This window comes from Bacteroidota bacterium (assembly GCA_013360915.1).
GTDB lineage: Bacteria > Bacteroidota > JABWAT01 > JABWAT01 > JABWAT01 > JABWAT01.
Genome location: JABWAT010000002.1, coordinates 298,417 through 315,943 on the forward strand (window position 1 = coordinate 298,417; position 17,527 = coordinate 315,943).

At 50.3% G+C, this 17,527-nt stretch carries 14 protein-coding genes; 10 read left to right on the forward strand and 4 right to left on the reverse strand.

Going from position 1 to position 17,527, the window contains the following annotated elements; all coding sequences use genetic code 11:
* Window positions 1-102 precede the first annotated feature (102 nt).
* The 8 genes from HUU10_05005 (at window position 103) to HUU10_05040 (ending at window position 10,491) form a co-directional block, all read left to right on the forward strand.
* Entirely contained in the window at window positions 103-549 is a 447-nt protein-coding gene (locus HUU10_05005) for an ACT domain-containing protein (GenBank protein NUQ80952.1), read from the forward strand.
* 3 nt (window positions 550-552) lie between these two features.
* Window positions 553-1,917 (forward strand): PFL family protein, encoded by a 1,365-nt coding sequence (locus tag HUU10_05010; protein ID NUQ80953.1) that lies wholly within the window; start codon window positions 553-555, stop codon window positions 1,915-1,917.
* 56 nt (window positions 1,918-1,973) lie between these two features.
* The gene (locus tag HUU10_05015) at window positions 1,974-2,579 is read left to right on the forward strand and encodes a LemA family protein (protein ID NUQ80954.1); all 606 of its coding nucleotides are present in this window, start codon (window positions 1,974-1,976) and stop codon (window positions 2,577-2,579) included.
* A complete protein-coding gene (locus tag HUU10_05020) occupies window positions 2,576-3,385 on the forward strand; it encodes a TPM domain-containing protein (protein NUQ80955.1) in 810 nt (269 codons plus the stop codon). The genes HUU10_05015 and HUU10_05020 overlap by 4 nt, the downstream gene beginning before the upstream one ends.
* Window positions 3,372-4,703, forward strand: coding sequence for a hypothetical protein (locus HUU10_05025; GenBank protein NUQ80956.1), 1,332 nt, complete (start codon window positions 3,372-3,374; stop codon window positions 4,701-4,703). The genes HUU10_05020 and HUU10_05025 overlap by 14 nt, the downstream gene beginning before the upstream one ends.
* Window positions 4,704-4,712: 9 nt before the next feature.
* Window positions 4,713-5,744: a 3-deoxy-7-phosphoheptulonate synthase gene (aroF, locus tag HUU10_05030; GenBank protein ID NUQ80957.1), complete on the forward strand. Its 1,032-nt coding sequence runs from the start codon at window positions 4,713-4,715 to the stop codon at window positions 5,742-5,744.
* A complete protein-coding gene (locus tag HUU10_05035; protein ID NUQ80958.1) occupies window positions 5,741-6,598 on the forward strand; it encodes an acyltransferase in 858 nt (285 codons plus the stop codon). Before aroF ends, HUU10_05035 begins: the two co-directional genes overlap by 4 nt.
* Before the next feature lie 131 nt (window positions 6,599-6,729).
* Entirely contained in the window at window positions 6,730-10,491 is a 3,762-nt protein-coding gene (locus HUU10_05040; protein ID NUQ80959.1) for a hypothetical protein, read from the forward strand.
* On the opposite strand, the gene HUU10_05045 is transcribed toward HUU10_05040, so the two are convergent.
* Together HUU10_05045 and HUU10_05050 are read right to left on the reverse strand one after the other, a co-directional pair.
* Window positions 10,488-11,339: a hypothetical protein gene (locus HUU10_05045; protein NUQ80960.1), complete on the reverse strand. Its 852-nt coding sequence runs from the start codon at window positions 11,337-11,339 to the stop codon at window positions 10,488-10,490. The genes HUU10_05040 and HUU10_05045 overlap by 4 nt on opposite strands.
* Window positions 11,340-11,350: 11 nt before the next feature.
* Entirely contained in the window at window positions 11,351-11,812 is a 462-nt protein-coding gene (locus tag HUU10_05050; GenBank protein NUQ80961.1) for a GNAT family N-acetyltransferase, read from the reverse strand.
* Between the two features lie 145 nt (window positions 11,813-11,957).
* Here HUU10_05050 and HUU10_05055 point away from each other — a divergent pair, with 145 nt between their 5' ends.
* Complete coding sequence (locus HUU10_05055; GenBank protein NUQ80962.1) at window positions 11,958-12,992, forward strand: alpha/beta hydrolase; 1,035 nt, start codon at window positions 11,958-11,960, stop codon at window positions 12,990-12,992.
* A 279-nt stretch (window positions 12,993-13,271) separates the two neighbouring features.
* Window positions 13,272-15,452, forward strand: coding sequence for an endonuclease (locus tag HUU10_05060; protein ID NUQ80963.1), 2,181 nt, complete (start codon window positions 13,272-13,274; stop codon window positions 15,450-15,452).
* A gap of 14 nt (window positions 15,453-15,466) precedes the next feature.
* Here HUU10_05060 and HUU10_05065 read toward each other — a convergent pair whose 3' ends face one another.
* Both HUU10_05065 and HUU10_05070 read right to left on the reverse strand, forming a co-directional pair.
* On the reverse strand, window positions 15,467-15,802 hold the full coding sequence (locus HUU10_05065) for a hypothetical protein (protein ID NUQ80964.1): 336 nt from the start codon (window positions 15,800-15,802) through the stop codon (window positions 15,467-15,469).
* A 2-nt stretch (window positions 15,803-15,804) separates the two neighbouring features.
* Window positions 15,805-17,523 carry a hypothetical protein gene (locus HUU10_05070; protein NUQ80965.1) on the reverse strand — a complete coding sequence of 573 codons (1,719 nt, stop codon included), beginning with the start codon at window positions 17,521-17,523 and terminating at the stop codon, window positions 15,805-15,807.
* Window positions 17,524-17,527: the final 4 nt, after the last annotated feature.

A 17,527-nucleotide genomic window follows, 5' to 3' on the forward strand; every position in this document is an offset into this window, starting at 1 on the left:
GCACTTCCTGATTTCGGATCACCGTTCTCTGTTCTCTGATCACTTTTTAAACCCATCTTCCCACCTTATTTTAGCTGATCTTGAAAGAAAGCAGGATTAGCCGTGAAAAGACTCTCTCCAGACGAATTAGCCCGTATCCGCCAGGCGGCCATACGGGAACTCGGTGCCGGTGCCCCGGAGCACCAGATTCAGGAATTGGTCAATGCAGTGGTGGATGAAATGGAACGCGGGGCTCCTTCCATTACTTTGGGTGCTTCTGCTCCGCCCAGTTCCGATTCGGGCAAGGTGATTATCACCGCTTTCGGGAAAAACAGACCCGGGATCCTCTTTCAGATCAGCAAGACTTTATTCGAACTGTCAATGGATGTCCAGGATGTCAGTCAGAAAATCATGCAGGACTTTTTTACCCTGATCATGATCGTTGACCAAACCACCTCACCCGCCGATTTTGCCCAATTAAAAAGTCGTCTGAATCAGACGGCTGATGAAATGGGAATCCGGATCTTCGTGCAGCACGAGGATATTTTTAAATCGATGCACCGGGTCTGACGCATGTCTTCATACGATTTTAACGAGATTATTCAAACCATCCGGATGACGGAACTGGATCATTTTGATATCCGGACTGTCACACTTGGTATTTCCCTGCGCGACTGTCAGTCGAGGAATGCTGAAACCACCTCACAGAAAATTTACGACAAAATCACACGGGTGGCTTCCCGGCATGTTGAAAATGCCCGGAAAGTGGAAAGCATGTTCGGAATCTCCATTGCCAATAAGCGCATTTCTGTTACCCCCATTGCCATTGCCTGTGACGGACTGACTGCTGATGAATTTGTGAAGATTGCAGAAACCCTCGACCGGGCCGCCGGAGAGTGTGGTGTGGATTTTATTGCAGGTTATTCAGCACTGGTTCAGAAGGGTTATACCAACGGAGACAGGGAACTGATTAAATCCATTCCAGAAGCACTTGCCCGTACGAAACGGGTATGTTCTTCGGTCAATGTGGCTTCGACCAAGGCCGGCATCAACATGGATGCTGTGCTCGAAATGGCTCATGTGATCAAGAAAACCGGGGTTCTTACCCAGGATCAGGATGGGATCGGATGTGCCAAACTGGTTGTTTTCTGTAATGTTCCTGAAGATAACCCATTTGTGGCCGGCGCTTTTCATGGTGTGACCGAACCTGAAGTCGTTTTGAATGTGGGAATATCGGGTCCCGGCGTGGTGCTCGATACCATCCGCCGGCTCGGAAAGGTTTCCATGCCAGATCTTGCAGAAGCGGTTAAGAAAACATCGTTCCGTATCACCCGGGCAGGCGAAATTATCGGACAGAAAGTGGCACAGGGGCTGGGTGTTCCGTTTGGAATCGTTGATTTATCCCTGGCTCCCACACCGGCTATCGGCGACAGCATTGCCGACATTCTCGAGGCCATGGGTCTGGAATCGGTTGGTGCTCCCGGAACGACGGCTGCGCTGGCATTACTGAATGAGTCGGTGAAAAAAGGGGGACTGATGGCCAGTTCTCAGGTGGGCGGAATGAGTGGTGCGTTCATCCCGGTCAGCGAAGATGCCGGGATGATCCGTGCCGCCGAGAAAGGGCACCTGAGCATCGAAAAGCTTGAAGCGATGACAGCCGTTTGCTCGGTGGGTCTGGATATGATTGCCATTCCTGGTAAGACCCCAGCCGAGACCATTGCCGGCATTATTGCGGATGAATGTGCCATCGGTATGGTAAATAATAAAACCACAGCGGTCCGGATTCTTCCCATTCACGGAAAGGATGTGGGTGATGTGGTTGATTACGGCGGGTTACTGGGACGGGCACCCATCATGCCAGTCAGGAATCTTGACTGTTCGGTTTTCGTAACACGTGGCGGCCGGATCCCACCCCCGGTCCGGAGCCTGACAAACTGACATCCGGCATGGGATTTGACTCTCTGGCCGGATAACCAAAAAAAGGAAGCATTCAAATGAGTAAAACTGCAATCATTCTCCTGAGCATCTTTGGAGGATTTCTGGTCCTGGCTCTTGTTATCGGACTCTGGCTGGCCGGTCAGTACAACACCATGGTCACCCTGAACGAAACCGTGGACAATGCCTGGTCCAAAGTTCAGTCAGACTATCAGCGGAGATCCGATCTGATTCCCAATCTGGTCAGCACCGTGAAAGGATTTGCCGGCCAGGAACAAACGGTTCTGCTGGGTGTCACCGAAGCCCGTTCCCGGGTGGGACAGATGAACGTATCAAAGGATGTACTTGATGATCCTCAGGCGTTTAAACGGTTCAGCCAGGCCCAATCGGAACTTGGTGGTGCTTTGAGCCGCCTTCTGGTTGTTTCAGAAAACTACCCGCAGCTGAAGTCGGATGCCAACTTCCTTGACCTACAGGCTCAGCTGGAAGGCACCGAAAACCGCATCAAGAAATCACGTGATGATTTTAACAATACGGTTCAGGCTTATAACACTGCAATTAAAACATTCCCCAAGGTTCTTCTGGCCGGATTGTTTGGTTTTAACCCCAAGCAATATTTCGAAGCCTCTGAAGGATCGGAAAACGCACCAAAGGTTGAATTTTGATCCGTCAAATTCTGCTGACCTTTCTTCTTTGTCTGGGACTGGCTTTTCCGGCCAGTGCTCAGACGGTTGAAGACATCATTCAGAATAAAAACTGGGTGATGGATTATGCCGGACTGTTTTCCCCTCAGGCATTTGAGTACGCATCCGATTCCCTCTACCGGTTTTCGACCCGTACCGGCAATCAGATCAATATTCTGACTTTGAAGGAGATTCCGAATGGGGAGGACATTTTCACCTTTTCGATGAAAGTCGCTGAGGGACGACGGATTGGTCAGCAGGGATTGGATAACGGTGTTCTGGTTGTCATCACCACCACCGGAAGACGGGAATTCAGAATTTATCCCGGCCGTGGCCTTGAAGCGGTACTTCCCGATGCCTCTATTAAGCGTTTTTTCAGGGAAGTGGCTGTGCCGCTGCTTAAAGCGGGTGAGTTTGATAATGTACTGATGGTGACCATCGGGTTTATAGCCCGCGCCGCAGAAGGTGAGTTTGCCGTTGCAGAAAAGAAGAAAGACGGTCCGGTTGTTCCCGGTATTGCCTTTGTCATCTTTATCGTTGTTATGATCCTGTTATTCTCAGTCCTTTCCCGATTGACCCGCCGGTCCCGGTCATTGGGAATTCATCCCGGAACCGGAAAACGGTCCCGCCCATCAACCGATGCCTCTGCGCTTCCCTTTATTCTGCCACTGATTTTTGGTAGTGGCCGCGGGGGTGGTGGATTCGGGGGTGGTTCATCGGGCGGATGGGGCGGATTTTCGGGGGGCGGCGGTTCCTTCGGAGGAGGAGGCAGCGGTGGAAGCTGGTAAAAAGATTGGGTTCATCGGTTTGGCTCTTGCCATTCTCTCCGCATGTTCCACACAACGTCAGAGTTCGGTCCAACAAGACTTAGATGCCTATACCGGTGCCAACCGGTCTGTTGCCTTTACGAAACTGACCGAAAAGGAAACTGGCTACCCGTTGGTCATTCTGGATTATACACTTGATCTGAAGCGGACCACACCGGTTGAAATTGCCTTTTTCGATCAGTTTCCGGTTTTTTTCAGTCAGGATATCCGAATCAGGACCACCTCTTCTTTCAGTGGCCCTGTGTACCTTCCGGCGCCGGTGCCACGTTTTTCATCCTCGGTGGATCTGTATATCTCCGTCCTCCACAACGGTGAGTGGAAAACGTATGTGACTAATGATCTTCAGTCATTTCTGAAAACGTACAAAGGTCGGTATGAACCAGGCTGGGACAGCTCTCCCCATTTTGTTATGGATGGAATTAAGCCAGATACCGAAATCCATCTCAGCCTGGTACAGCAGTTTTCATCACAGGAAAACACCATCCCTGTCGTTTTCCCCGGGAAGGCCTTTTTACGACAATTTTCCTTCAGTCTGAACCAGAAAACCGATTGGGGCGGCATTGACCTGTTAACCACGTTGCCTTTACTGAAAACTGAAAATCAACGTTCAACGCTCGTAGATGATATGTTGACTGAAGGTGTGGTTAAAACATCCAACACCATTAAACCACTATCCGTCCTCGAATTCCGCAATTGGGAAATTTCACCTGCCGATTACCTGATTGTCTCTAAACCAGGGCTTTCTGTGAGCCCGGTAATTCAGGAGTCCGGAAAACCGGTTTGTTTCAATCCGGTTAATGGGCCAACGGATCCGATTGCGAACAGACTGTTAAACCGTCTGATCTGGCCCGGCCTGGACTTCTCTGAATTTCGCAGAAATCCCTGGATCATTTCCTTTGTTTCCGATTTAAGGGAAGCAACCGGCAATGACAGCATTGCGGTGATTTTTCCAGGAAAAAACACAGAAAAGCGCGATCACATTACCCGATGGATGAAAAAGGCTGTTTTCAATGAACAAACACTGGAAACCGGCATACCTCCCCTTTTTGCGGGCATCTACCCCGAGTGGCCGCTTCTGGTTACCGGTTTTTCCTGGATGATCAGCAGCAAGGTCGAAACCGTCAGCATGAAAATCGGTCCGGCGGAACCATACCAGTCTTCTGTCCTGTTTTTCATTCCGACAGATTCATCAGAAAATTCCACTGGTAATTCCTATAATTTCGATTTTTCGAAATCGTCTGCTGTTAAAGTTTATTGGTTATTTCCTCAGAAAAAATAAAAAACACTGATGCTTTTATTACTCGACCTTAACACCCCCGAAGAACGGATCAGTCATATCGAGGACCGCATCAGGGAATTACGGCTGACGCCCCATCGGATTCCCGGTGCCCATCGTCTGGCCATCGGTATTACTGGAAATAAATCAGGAATCAGTGACGATATTTTCCTTTCCATGCCCGGTGTGCTCGAGGTTCACCGGATTTCCAAACCTTTCAAACTCGTCAGCCGGGAAATGAAACCCGATGACACCATTATCATGGTGAAAGGTGTTCCGATCGGAGGAACCCATTTTTCGCTGATGGCTGGTCCCTGTTCGGTGGAAAGCCGTGATCAGATCATGCGAACAGCGGAACGGGTGGCAGAAGATGGTGCACAGTTTCTGCGCGGGGGTGCTTTTAAACCCCGTTCATCCCCCTACAGTTTTCAGGGGCTTAAGCAGGAAGGATTGAAACTCATCCGGCAGGCCGCTGATGAATTTGGTCTCCGGGTGGTAACCGAACTGATGAATCCCGATCATTTTGAAGAGGTGGAACACCACGCCGATATTATTCAGATCGGTGCGCGGAATATGCAAAACTTTTCTATGCTGGAAATGTTGGGCCGTTCCCGCCGTCCGATTTTACTGAAACGGGGATTGAGTGCCACCATTGAAGAATGGCTGCTTTCTGCCGAATACATTATGGCAAATGGCAATCCCAATGTGATCCTGTGTGAAAGGGGAATCCGGACGTTTGAAACGTATACCCGGAATACCCTCGATCTGAATGCAATCCCAGTGATCAAGAAGCTGAGCCACCTTCCGATTCTGGTCGATCCGAGCCATGGAATCGGTTTATGGGATGGGGTGGCGGCCATGGCGCGTGCCGGAGTGGCGGCAGGAGCAGATGGACTTATCATTGAAGTCCATCCCGATCCTGAAACGGCCCTGTCCGATGGACCTCAGTCGCTGAAATTCAAGACCTTTTCTGCATTGGCCGGCCAGCTGAGACAATTGGTACCCCTGTTAGGCAAGGATTGGCCTGAAAGGGACCGGGCATGAGTGACGAAAAGTCCGGACTACGGCTGGCGCTCATTCAGACCGACAGTCGTCTGTGTGATCTGAAATCGAATACCATTGCTCACCGTGAACTTGCCCGGAAGGCCATTGAGTCCGGGGCAAATCTGGTTATTTTTCCTGAGCTGTCCCTGTCAGGTTATCAGCTGATGGATGCCACGTATGATCTTGCAATCACTCCGGATTCCTCACTTTTCGATGAATTTAAACCACTCAGTATGTTTGCTCCCATCCTGACCGGTGCACCTGAACGCGGAGCGGATGGCCAGATTTTCAACTCGGTCTTTCTGATTGATAACGGAGAAGTAAGGGTCGTTCACCGGAAACGGTATCTGCCGACTTATAACGTGTTTGATGAATCGCGGTTCTTTTCTGCCGGAAAAGAGATTCAGCCTGCTGACACCCGGGTTGGCAAGCTCGGGATACTCATCTGTGAAGATTCCTGGCATCCCACACTGGCCTGGCTGCACGCACAACAGCAGGCCGATCTTCTTATTATCATGGCGGCCTCTCCTTACCGGAGTGAGCTTGCAGTAGAAACACTTGATATCAGGAGTAAATGGAAAGCGATTGCCCAATCCTACGCCATTACCCTAAGTCTGCCTGTGGCGGTTTGTAACCGGGTGGGCAGTGAGGATGGCATTTTGTTCTGGGGCGGATCAGCTGTTTATAAAGCGGGAGGGCAACAGCTTGCAGAAGCGCCCCTTTTTGAGCCGACCGAACTGGTCGCCACGCTGAACACTCAGGACCGCAACCGGGAGCGTTATTCAAGCACGCATTTTCTTGATGACGATCAGCTCTGGTTCCAAAACCAGACGAGCAAACTCAGCAAGACCTGAACGGGGTTGGTTTTACCCCTGATTAAAACACCCTAAAATCACAGGCTGGTTACCAGGTCATACGATCAAATCTGTAAATTCATTGTATATTTGACCCGGACCGTTTTCAATACCGGGGTTGTCCGTTATTCATGAAACACAGAATCAGTCGCCTCCTTCTTTTCCTTTTCTTTCTCTTGGGTCCCCTGACCTCGGCGGCTCAGTCTATTCTTTTTGACCGTCTGGGCGCCGAACAAGGCTTTCCTCTTGGAATTGTCAACGGAATCCTTCAGGATGAAACTGGTTTTATATGGATCGCAACCCCAGATGGATTATACCGTTACGACGGATATGGGCTAAAAGCCTACAAACACCGGCCCACCGATGTTAATTCGCTGTCTGATAATAATATCCTCACCATTCAGCAATCAAAAACGGGAAAAATCTGGATCGGTACGGCTGGGGGAGGCTTAAACCTTTTTGACCCGGCGACAGAAACGTTCAGACGTTACCCGACCGATTTTAATGATCCGAAAGCATTATCAAACATAACCGTACGCGGAGTGGTGGAAGATTCCCGAAACATGGTCTGGATCACCACGGCCTTCGGATTGAACCGTCTGAACCCCGAAACCGGAGAAGTCACCCGGTATTTCAATCAGCCCGGAGTCCCCAATTCCCTGGCTTCAAATGACATGCGGGATATTACCATTGACCGTGAAGATCGTCTGTGGATTGCCACCGATGATGCCACCGGTCTGGTGTCATACAATCCCCAATCCGGACGGTTCTCCCTGTTCAGGCATCAGCCGGGAAATCCCAATTCAATTTCGAACAACTCGATCCGGGCGGTTTATGCCGATGAACAGGGATTTGTATGGGTTGGTACCGATGCCGGATTGAATCGGCTGAATCCGGCCAACGGGCATTTCTGGCGGGTGACCAACGACCCGCGGTACCCGCAGGCCTGGTCCCGGGTACGTATCGAAACCATTATCCGTGACTCTCGCGGAAATATCTGGTTTGGAACGGTTACTGATGGCATTTTCCGTCTGGATATCAATTCCGGAAAAATGGTTCAGTCGAAGTATGATGTACTGAATCCGAATTCCATCAGCGGAGATTGGGTGCTTTGTCTGTTTGAAAGCCGGTCAAAAATCATATGGGCAGGAACGTCTGGCAATGGCATCAATAAGTACTCCCCGGTAAAGGAAAAATTCCGTCACTATAAAAAGGAAACCGGTAAAACCAACACCCTTCAGAGCAATACCATCCGGGCCCTATATCAGGATATGACCGGTGATTTATGGATCGGGACCATTTCGGGTGGAGTAACGCGGATGGATCTTGAAACCGGTGAATTGACCACTATTCGCAGGGTTGCCGGCCAGGCGAATACCCTTCCCATCGACGATGTGTCGTCTGTTTTTCAGGATACACCTGGTGAAATCTGGTTTGGAACCTGGCGGGGCGGGCTGGTCAGGATGAATCAGATTTCGGGGACCATGCAATTGTTTCAGGCCAATGAGGGAAACCAGGCTTCGCTCAGTGATGACCGGATACAAACCATTTTTAAATCGAAAAGGGGAAATCTCTGGGTCGGAACCGAAAACGGGCTGAATCTGATCAACCGGGAGGCCGGAACCTTCACCCGATTCCGTCATAATCCCACCGATCAGGGAAGCATCAGCGACAGCCGGGTGCAGACCATTTATGAAGATACCCGCGGTCGTTTATGGATCGGCACCTGGAATGGTCTGAATCTGTTGAATGAACAAACCGGTCAGTTCACCCGGTATCTGATGGACCGTGACGATGATCTTGGGATCAATAACAACAGTGTGATTTCCATAGCCGAAGACCGGACCGGAAAACTCTGGCTGGCAACCTATGGTGGTGGTCTGAATCTCTTTGATCCGCAGAGCGGAAAGGTGGATGTCTATTTTTCTGAGGAGGATGGTCTCCCCAGCAATCTTTTATACGGACTGACCCGCGATGATAACGGCCAACTCTGGATCAGCACCACCCGTGGTCTTTCCCGATTCAATCCGCAGGAACGGAAGTTCAGGAACTATGACAGTCAGGATGGGCTTCAGAGTACCGAATTCTACTGGGGAGCTTATCACCGGCTGAAAGACGGACACATGGTGTTTGGTGGTCTTAACGGATTTAATTATTTCCACCCGGACAGTGTTTACGATAATTCGCATATACCGCCGCTGGTACTCACCGGTTTCCGGATATTTGATAAACCTGCCACCCTGCCCGGGACCCTTCATTCACTTTCCGAAATCGTTCTCAGTTACGAGCAGAACTTTTTTACCTTCGAGTTTGCAGCTCTCGACTATAACAATCCCGAAAAAAACCAGTATGCCTATAAACTGGAGGGATTTAATGAGGAATGGATAACCGCCGGGAACAACCGGTCTGCCACCTTTACCAACCTGGATGGAGGTGATTATACCTTCCGGGTCATTGGCTCAAACAGCGACAATCAGTGGAACATGGATGGATTGGCCATCAAACTGACCGTGCTTCCACCATTTTATAAAACGTGGTGGTTCCGGATTCTGGTGGGTCTTTCTGTTGCCGGTCTTGTGTTGTTCTGGTTCCGGACCCGTCTGAATCTGATTGAAAAACAAAAGGACCTGCTGGAACAACAGGTTGCAGAACGGACTCATGAACTGGCTCTGAAAACCGAATCGCTAGAAAACATCAACACGATTGTAAAGGCCATCAATTCTGAACTGAATTTCGGACGGTTATTGCAGGTGGTTCTTGAGCAGATCAGAGTGGTTAAGGGAATTGAGTTTTCGGTTGCCATTGATCTGGACCGTACCCTTCAGCAATATGTCATCCGGCTGACCGAGGGAACTTCAACTCTGGCAGATACCAATATCGGGCCACGGGCTGATTTCGAGGAACGAATCATTTCCGGTGGAAAAATCATTGCTCCGAATATTCTGGTTATTCAAAAGCCTTCAGCGAACAGTCATCCCATGTGGGAAGTTCTGGACAGAGTGCCTGCAAGTATGCTGGTCTTCCGGATTCTGGTTGATCAGGTCGTGGAAGGCTATCTGATTTTTGGAAACTGGACCGATGTCACCGCCTTTGACAGTCCGGATGTTCAGTTATTTGAGAATCTGAGAGAGCATATTCAGACTGCTTTCATCAAAACCCGCCTGATGGATGAACTGCGCATTCTGAACGAAAAGAAAAATGAATTTCTTGGAATTGCAGCACACGATCTGCGAAACCCGCTTACCATTATCATGAATTACGTTCAGCTCGTTGCCGAGCAGCTGAAATCGAATCGCTTCGATCCTGCAAAAGCCTCACGTGACCTTGAGAAGGTTCTGAATGTGACCCAGCAAATGACACGCATGATCGCTGCCTTCCTCGATATTTCTTCAATTGAGGCGGGAAAAATTGAGTTGAACAAGCGACCCGATAATGTGTCGACCCTTCTGATGGAAACCGAAAGTTTTTACCAGCGGCTGGCCGAGCAGAAATCCATTTCTCTGCAGTATCACTATCTGGGCCGGATTCCTGATGTTCACATGGACCGTGACCGGGTGGCTGAAGTGGTTGATAACCTGATCACAAACGCCATTAAATACACTCACCCGGGCGGATCAATCACAGTGACCTGTTATGAGGAGAAGAGTGAGGTTCTGGTGACAGTTTCTGATACCGGTCAGGGATTGACCGATTCGGACATGAAGGAATTGTTTACCAGCTTTAAAAAACTGAGTTCAACCCCGACGGCCGGAGAGGCCAGCACCGGGCTTGGTCTGGCCATTGTAAAGAAAATCATGGATCTGCACCACGGAAGGGTATGGGCTCAATCTAAAAAAGGTCACGGGTCCTCGTTCAGTATTGCGTTTCCCGTGCTTAAAAAACAGGCTGTTTAAGGAAGCAGGTCTTCGCACAGATCACGGTAGGAGGCCAGGGTTCCTGATAAACGCTGACGCTGGGAAGTGGTCAGCGTCTGATCGAGCGATAAAATGAGCTGGCGGGTCACCCGACGGTTGTTGTCATTAATCTTTCCCAGTTCAGAAGTGGTATCGCGGACCAGCAGCCACTCCCGCAATTTCTCTTTCATCACCTGTGGCTGATTCCGTTGTTCCAGGATCGATAAAAAAGCTTCCTGCCGCTGCAGTCTCCAGGCATAGCGCAAATCACCCCCCTCTGTCATCCGTGCAACATGTGATCGGATGATTCCGGTCTGGTCGGGTGATAGGTCCCCGATGGTGTCTTCAATCCGTTCAATCCACCGGTCGGTCCGTTTCTGCAACCGCTCATCCGCCGGAAGGTCTTCACTTGAATCAAGTAACTTCTGGTTCTCCTTGGCAAAGGACTGTTTCAGTTGGGCAACCTGGGCATCGGTGAGCCGGGGAAGTAGCATTCCGGCCGGTGAAATGGTTTTCTGTACCAGACGTTTCCAGGCAGAATCGGCTTCTGCCAGTACCATATCATACTGATTGGGGGAAATGGGGGAGAGGGCTTGCCTGGACCAGGTATCAAGTTTGCTCGCATACCGTGGTATTTCCTGTGAACGGTGCCAGGACAAGAGGTTTTTCAGTTCAAGTTTCAGCAGGGCCGATTGGGTGGCATCGAGGTCGAGGTACCGGCTCACCATCATGGCTCCCAGAAAATCGGCCTGCAGATACCCGATTTTAAGAACAGAGCACCCACCGGAAATGATCAGACCAGCAAACAGAACCAGGGGAAGCAGGAATCTGTGGGCTGGTCTTTTCATCGGAGATCCTTTCAGGTCAGGTCGTCATTTCCCTTGTAGTCCGAAATCACGCGGGTAAAGTGATACCCTTTAATCTCATATCCTTCACGGTAATAGAATTTGTGAGACCGGGTGTTGGTGGCAAACGCATCGAGCATGATGGTGTTACACCCTTGCTCGCGTGCATAATCTTCGAGCCAGGTCATGAATTCATGTCCGATACCATCCGAACGAAAACGGTCGTCGATGATGAAGTCATCAAGTTCCAGATACCGTCCGCAATAAAATTTCGTTCCGATCCAAACACCGCAAATACCGGCACAGGTTCCATCCGACAGAAAGGCTCCTGCACATTTAAACCCGGTCTGCCACATTTCATCGAGATATTTTTTCAGTCGCTGACGGGTGACCTCCCGGTTGAGGTTTCCTGCGAAATTCAGTATGGTATCGTTGTCATTGGGGGTCATCCAACGAAAGGAGATGGATTTCTTCATGGAGTGGTCCTTTTGGTCTACAGGTTTCAAAGATAAGAGGGAGTCACCAAATGCAAAAACCAATCAGCCATGAATAGAAGACGAAAGGATAAAGACCCACTTTTCCCGTGGTAGAAAACACCTGGTAAAATGAGTACCTTTTTGTATGAACACACAGATCCTCCTTTTCCATCTGAGTCTGGTTTTTGCAGTACTGATGGCTCCTGCTTCTTCTCCTGCTCAGAACAGGGACCCTTTTCCAACTGATTCAGCAGCAGTTTGCTGGTGGAATACCATTGAACAGCTATCCGACAGTGGCTGGACAGAGGGCAAAACGGTCAGTCCGTTTTATCCGGACTATCTTTCATTTTACCGACTGCCGGTGAATGAGAAGCAGGTTACCTACTCAATCAGAAATCTTCGCAAGGCAGGATTCAGGCTATTTATGCAGCAATGGAACCCTGACGATCCGAAAGCCACGGTTCTGGTCGGACATGGTTACATGGACCATACCGGAATGCACGGACGGCTGATTGCGTTTCTGCTTGAACGCGGATACCGGGTGGTTACCTGGGACTTACCAGGACATGGTCTTTCTGATGGACCCCGCGGAGCCATTGATTCCTTTTCTGTTTACAGTCAATTGTTTGAAAAAGTGGTTGGTGAGGTAAAAACCTCGTCTCCCGGCCCGGTTCATTTTATCGGGCACAGCACCGCCTGCCTGATTGCGTTTAATTACCTGACCAAAGCAATGGCTGATCCGTTTGATTCGGTTGTGTTTGTCGCACCGCTTGCCCGGCATTTTCTGTGGGAGCCCGGTGTGTTCGGCCATGCGGTTTTAAAAAAGACCGGTATTTCCCGACTTCCGCGTATGGTCATGAATGTCAGTGGTGATGAGGCGTTTAATAACCTGCTGCGTATTGATCCGCTGAACAGCGGATGGGTTCCGGTCAGCTGGCCGGCCGCACTCTATAAATGGGAAAATCACCGGCCGGTTGAACCCGTGTCTCATCGTCAGGTTCTGATTCTGACCGGAACCCATGATACAGTGGTGGATGCAGATTGGAACCGGGTGTATTATCAGCAGGTTTTTCCAGCCGTGAAAATTGAGATAATTCCGGGAGGGCGACATCATCTGCTCAATGAGGAATCGAAAATCAGAGATATCGTTTATTCGGTTCTGGAGGGTGTTTTTCCGTAACGGACAGGAAGCCAATCGGCCTGTCGGGGACAGTTTCCTTTCCTGATGAAAGTAAGTCGACTGCCAAGGTTCACCCGGCCCGGGATCGTACGGACCAATAAATGTATAAAAACGGGATCAAATGAATGATTGTAATCATCGGGATCCTGGCAAAAAATACTTTCTTAACCTGAACCTTGTCAGTTTTTAATGGAAAGTAGGTGAAAAAACTGATCAGAATTTCCGAAACATGATTGACTGATTCGTATTTTCAGGTTTTTCTGTTATGGGATGTTTTTCATGCACAAACTGCTTTTTTTGTTTTTCCTTCCTGTTCTGAATGTTCTTTCTTTCGCTCAGGGTTCCGAAACCTTTTCCAATATTCCCACAGGCCAATCCAGTTATGCCTCACGGACATGGACCGGTGATAATGGACTTCAATGGACGGCTTCTAAGGCGCGGACCGACCTGACCATCACAGGTCCGGCCATTACCGTCGACGGACGGACGACCACAGAATCCATTTCTGTCACTGGCATTCCGGGCGGAATCGGGTCCATCACGCTGACTCACCGACAGGAATTTACCGGATCGGGCGGTTTACTGACGGTCAAAATCAACGGTGAAACGGTGGGGTCGGCCATTCCGATCACCACCACGGCCACCGCATCGACGATAACAAACATTGGTATATCGGGTACCATTGCACTTACCATTGAGATTACCTCGGTTCGTGCCTCGGTGGATGATATCACCTGGACCGGCAGTGATGGGGGAGGCCCGGTTCTGAAAGGAGAACCCAGTTCGTATCCCACCTCGGTGATAGCCCCGAATCCGGCCGCCACCAGTTTTTCGGTGGAATGGCTCGATGCAGTGGGAGATACCCTGCCGGATGGTTATCTGCTCAAAGGATCTGCCACCGGATTTGCTTCGATTCCATCGCCGGTTGATGGCGTGGCCGAACTTACCGGTGTGCTGACGAAAACCGCTTCATTCGGGGTTGAAACTGTCCTTTTCACCGGACTGGAAGCATCGACAACCTACTATCTGAAGATATTTCCCTACACCAATTCGGGTGCATCCATCAATTATAAAACGGATGGAGAGGCGCCTCAGGTCAGCGTGACCACGGCTTCATCAGGTGGTGGAGGCGGAGATATCCCGGCCGGTTACTATCAGACGGCCACCGGATCGGGTGCGACGCTGAAGACCAATCTGTACAACATCATCAAGGGACATACCTCGGTCAGTTACAATTCGCTTTACACTCACTTCCAGTCAACCGACAGCCGGTCGGATGGCAAGATATGGGATATGTACTCCAACGTAACCTGGACGCATGGTCAGAAGCAATGTGGCAGTTATTCGCAAGAAGGGGATTGCTACAACCGGGAGCACTCATTTCCGGCTTCCTGGTTTAACGATGCCAGTCCGATGTATTCTGACTTGTTTCATCTGTATCCGACCGATGGGTATGTGAACAACCGGCGTAGTAACTATCCGTTTGGCCGGGTGAACTCACCCAGTTACACCTCACAGAACGGAAGTAAAGTCGGTTCAAACTCCACACCGGGTTTTTCAGGAACCGTTTTCGAACCGATTGACGAATACAAAGGTGATTTTGCCCGAACCGTTTTCTACATGGTCACCCGTTATGAAAACCTGGTCTCTGGGTGGGAAAACAACACATCCAACGCCGATGCAGTCCTGTCGGGAAATACCTTTCCGGCATTGGAGCAGTGGGCGCTCGATCTGTACTGGCAGTGGCATCAGGATGATCCCGTCAGCCAGAAGGAAATCGATCGCAATAAGGCCATTTATGAAATTCAGGACAACCGGAATCCATACATCGACCATCCGGAATATGTTGATCTGGTCTGGGGCGGGGTTGCCACGGCTGTTGAACTGACCGACTGGTCGGGCCATTGGATAAACGGATCGGTCCGGTTAAACTGGAGTACCGAATCGGAGTGGGAATCGGCCGGATTTGAAGTTTTCCGGTCGGACCATCCGGCGGATGGATTCAGGAAAATTGCGTCGGTTGATCTGACGGATAAAAAAGCCCCCCATGGCACCAATGGCGGGCAGTATGAATGGACGGACCTTGTTCCCCATCAGGCCCGGGTATGGTATTACCGGCTGGATGAATTGTCGGCATCGGGTGAACGGACGTCCTATCCGGTTATCCGAGTGAAATCAACCGGGGAAACAATTGGAAAGCTCGAGGTGCATTCTATATGGCCGAATCCGTTCAATCCGTCGGTACAAATGGATTATTCAGTAGCGACAGGCGGAGAGGCCACCATTTCGGTGGTGTCGGTGCTGGGTCAGGTGCAAATGACTCAAAAAATTCAACTGACACCGGGAAGGCATGAGTGGCAATGGTCTCCGACCGGGCAGCCGGTGGCTTCGGGCGTCTATTACATCATCATCCGCACAGCCGGATCGACCATTTCAAAACCGGTGGTTTATCTGAAGTAGAAACGAACCGGCTATCAGCCGGCTTCACCCCCATTGGTAATGCGGATCACCTGCTCCTCCAGGTCAATCCGGTACCCGTCTGACCGTGCGTACAGGGCCAGTTTCCTGAATAACGCATCGACCGTTCTGGCTAGGGAGTGGTTTACCGGATTTATGGTCGTCACTTCCCATCCATTCTTAACATTCCGGATAACAAGAACCGGGGCTGTCACCCCGGCTTCCTTTGCTGCGACTGTGAGCACCTGGTTAGTTTCTGAAACCACCTGCCCGAGCCAGGCAGGTTGAACGGACTGAGCTACACCTGCCTGAAAAAATCCGACCAGAATGAGGGTGAGTACCGACCGGATCATTCTTACTTTTTCATGGCTTCGCGCCATTGTTCAATGGTGGAGAGCTGTGAAGTCACTCCGTACAGATAAATACTGGCAGGGTCAAATTGAGTGGAGAAGTAATTCAGACTCGGAAGGGAAAAGAGCCAGGCTCCCAGAGCCAGTTCATGTTCGGTCTGATCGACCCGTCTGGCATATTCCTGTTTGTCCCCGATGTTCGATGCGGCCATAAATCCGTAGACGTATTCAAGCAGGAGTGCTTCCTTTTCAGGATCGCCCTTGGTGTCGGTGGCATCCAGCCGGAAGTAGTTCCGGTTGCCGGCCAGGGACGAGGCATTCACTGTACCTCCCATTCCATTGGTTACCAGATTGATCCGGTACTGTTCAGGATCAGGTTCCCGCAGGAAAATATCGTACAGATCGAACAGGAAATTGCTCCGGTAGCCATTAACCGCCACCAGAACCGCATCGTAATTACCGGTACGGAGGTCTTCGGCCGAGGCGGCTGTGGCCCGGATCCGGTTTTTACCAATGGCTGGTTCATTCAGTATGGTGACCAATTCGGATAACTCTTCACGGTTTCCTGCATTCAGAAACACTTTGATCCGGACCGAATCGGGAAGTACTGACAGATCAGGTCCTGCCGACAAACGGGCAGGGGTCACCACTTCCTCTTCGATGTAATAGGAACTTGAGGGAAACACACTGTAATTGAGAAAATCATTGTAAGCATTGGTTTTTCCCTTGTAGTCGGTCACCGGCCGTTGCTGGGGTGTTCCGGCTTTGAAAAACCGGCTCAGAATGGCCTGATTGTTCAGCAATCCGCGCAGACTTTGTCTCTGTTCCAGACTCAGACGGTCGGTGTTGAATAAAACCGCGAAGAAGGTGGTGCTGATGTTGGGTTTGGCAAAAAATTCCTCCGGGTCAGACAGGAGCGGAGAGGAAGATCCGAAGGGCGTACCCGGAAGAACATTAAACTCACCGTTGGCAAACTCGGTCTGGTAGGTGGAGTTATCAATAAACGGAACCAGTTTCAGAGTGGTGATTCCGGCCGGCCCCCCTGGCATTCTGATGAACCAATCCGGGGTTCCTTCCGGTCTGACCTGCAGGTAGGGTCCCGATCCGATCGGATAGGCAGCCTGATTCAGCTGAGAGCTTGCAGGCAGAACTTTAAAAGAAAAGACTTCCTTGACATCATTTTCGGTCCAGATTCTGGTGGGTTTTAACTGAAACCGTATTTCATCGTTTTCATCGGGACCTGTGAAGTCAAAGGATTCGAGAGCCTGTGCCACCAGAATATAATCGGGCGACAAACTTCCCAGTGCCAGAATCCGGCGCAGGGTAAATCGGATATCCCGTGCAGTGACCGGAACCATGTTTCCTTCGCTGATGGTCAGTTCATCATCCTGAACGACCGGTTTCCAGGAATCATGCCATTTTTTACCCGGTTTCAGACGGATAATCACGGTATTTTCGGTGGTAATCCCGACCAGTTCACCCAATCCATCTTCATAAACGATTCCCGACGGATTTGCGGAGATGTTAAACAGACCATCATACAGCACTTCATCCAGTTTATCGGATAACGGGTCGGCTGCCGGAAGCTGTGGGTCCAGAACAGGAGGCTGGTGTGAGATGTATGGAATGGCAATGGTATCTTTCAGCCGGTTGGATGGCCAGAACAGAAAGGTGAGCAGGGCCACAACAGCAATTCCACCGCCAATGAGAAGTCCTTTTTTCATGTGA

What these genes read in the sequence shown, in the direction of transcription:
- HUU10_05010 (NUQ80953.1), top strand. Translation starts at nt 553, where the DNA reads ATGTCTTCATACGATTTTAACGAGATTATTCAAACCATCCGGATGACG.
- HUU10_05015 (NUQ80954.1), top strand. Translation starts at nt 1,974, where the DNA reads ATGAGTAAAACTGCAATCATTCTCCTGAGCATCTTTGGAGGATTTCTG.
- aroF (NUQ80957.1), top strand. Translation starts at nt 4,713, where the DNA reads ATGCTTTTATTACTCGACCTTAACACCCCCGAAGAACGGATCAGTCAT.
- HUU10_05035 (NUQ80958.1), top strand. Translation starts at nt 5,741, where the DNA reads ATGAGTGACGAAAAGTCCGGACTACGGCTGGCGCTCATTCAGACCGAC.
- HUU10_05040 (NUQ80959.1), top strand. Translation starts at nt 6,730, where the DNA reads ATGAAACACAGAATCAGTCGCCTCCTTCTTTTCCTTTTCTTTCTCTTG.
- HUU10_05045 (NUQ80960.1), bottom strand. Translation starts at nt 11,339, where the DNA reads ATGAAAAGACCAGCCCACAGATTCCTGCTTCCCCTGGTTCTGTTTGCT.
- HUU10_05050 (NUQ80961.1), bottom strand. Translation starts at nt 11,812, where the DNA reads ATGAAGAAATCCATCTCCTTTCGTTGGATGACCCCCAATGACAACGAT.
- HUU10_05055 (NUQ80962.1), top strand. Translation starts at nt 11,958, where the DNA reads ATGAACACACAGATCCTCCTTTTCCATCTGAGTCTGGTTTTTGCAGTA.
- HUU10_05060 (NUQ80963.1), top strand. Translation starts at nt 13,272, where the DNA reads ATGCACAAACTGCTTTTTTTGTTTTTCCTTCCTGTTCTGAATGTTCTT.
- HUU10_05065 (NUQ80964.1), bottom strand. Translation starts at nt 15,802, where the DNA reads ATGATCCGGTCGGTACTCACCCTCATTCTGGTCGGATTTTTTCAGGCA.
- HUU10_05070 (NUQ80965.1), bottom strand. Translation starts at nt 17,523, where the DNA reads ATGAAAAAAGGACTTCTCATTGGCGGTGGAATTGCTGTTGTGGCCCTG.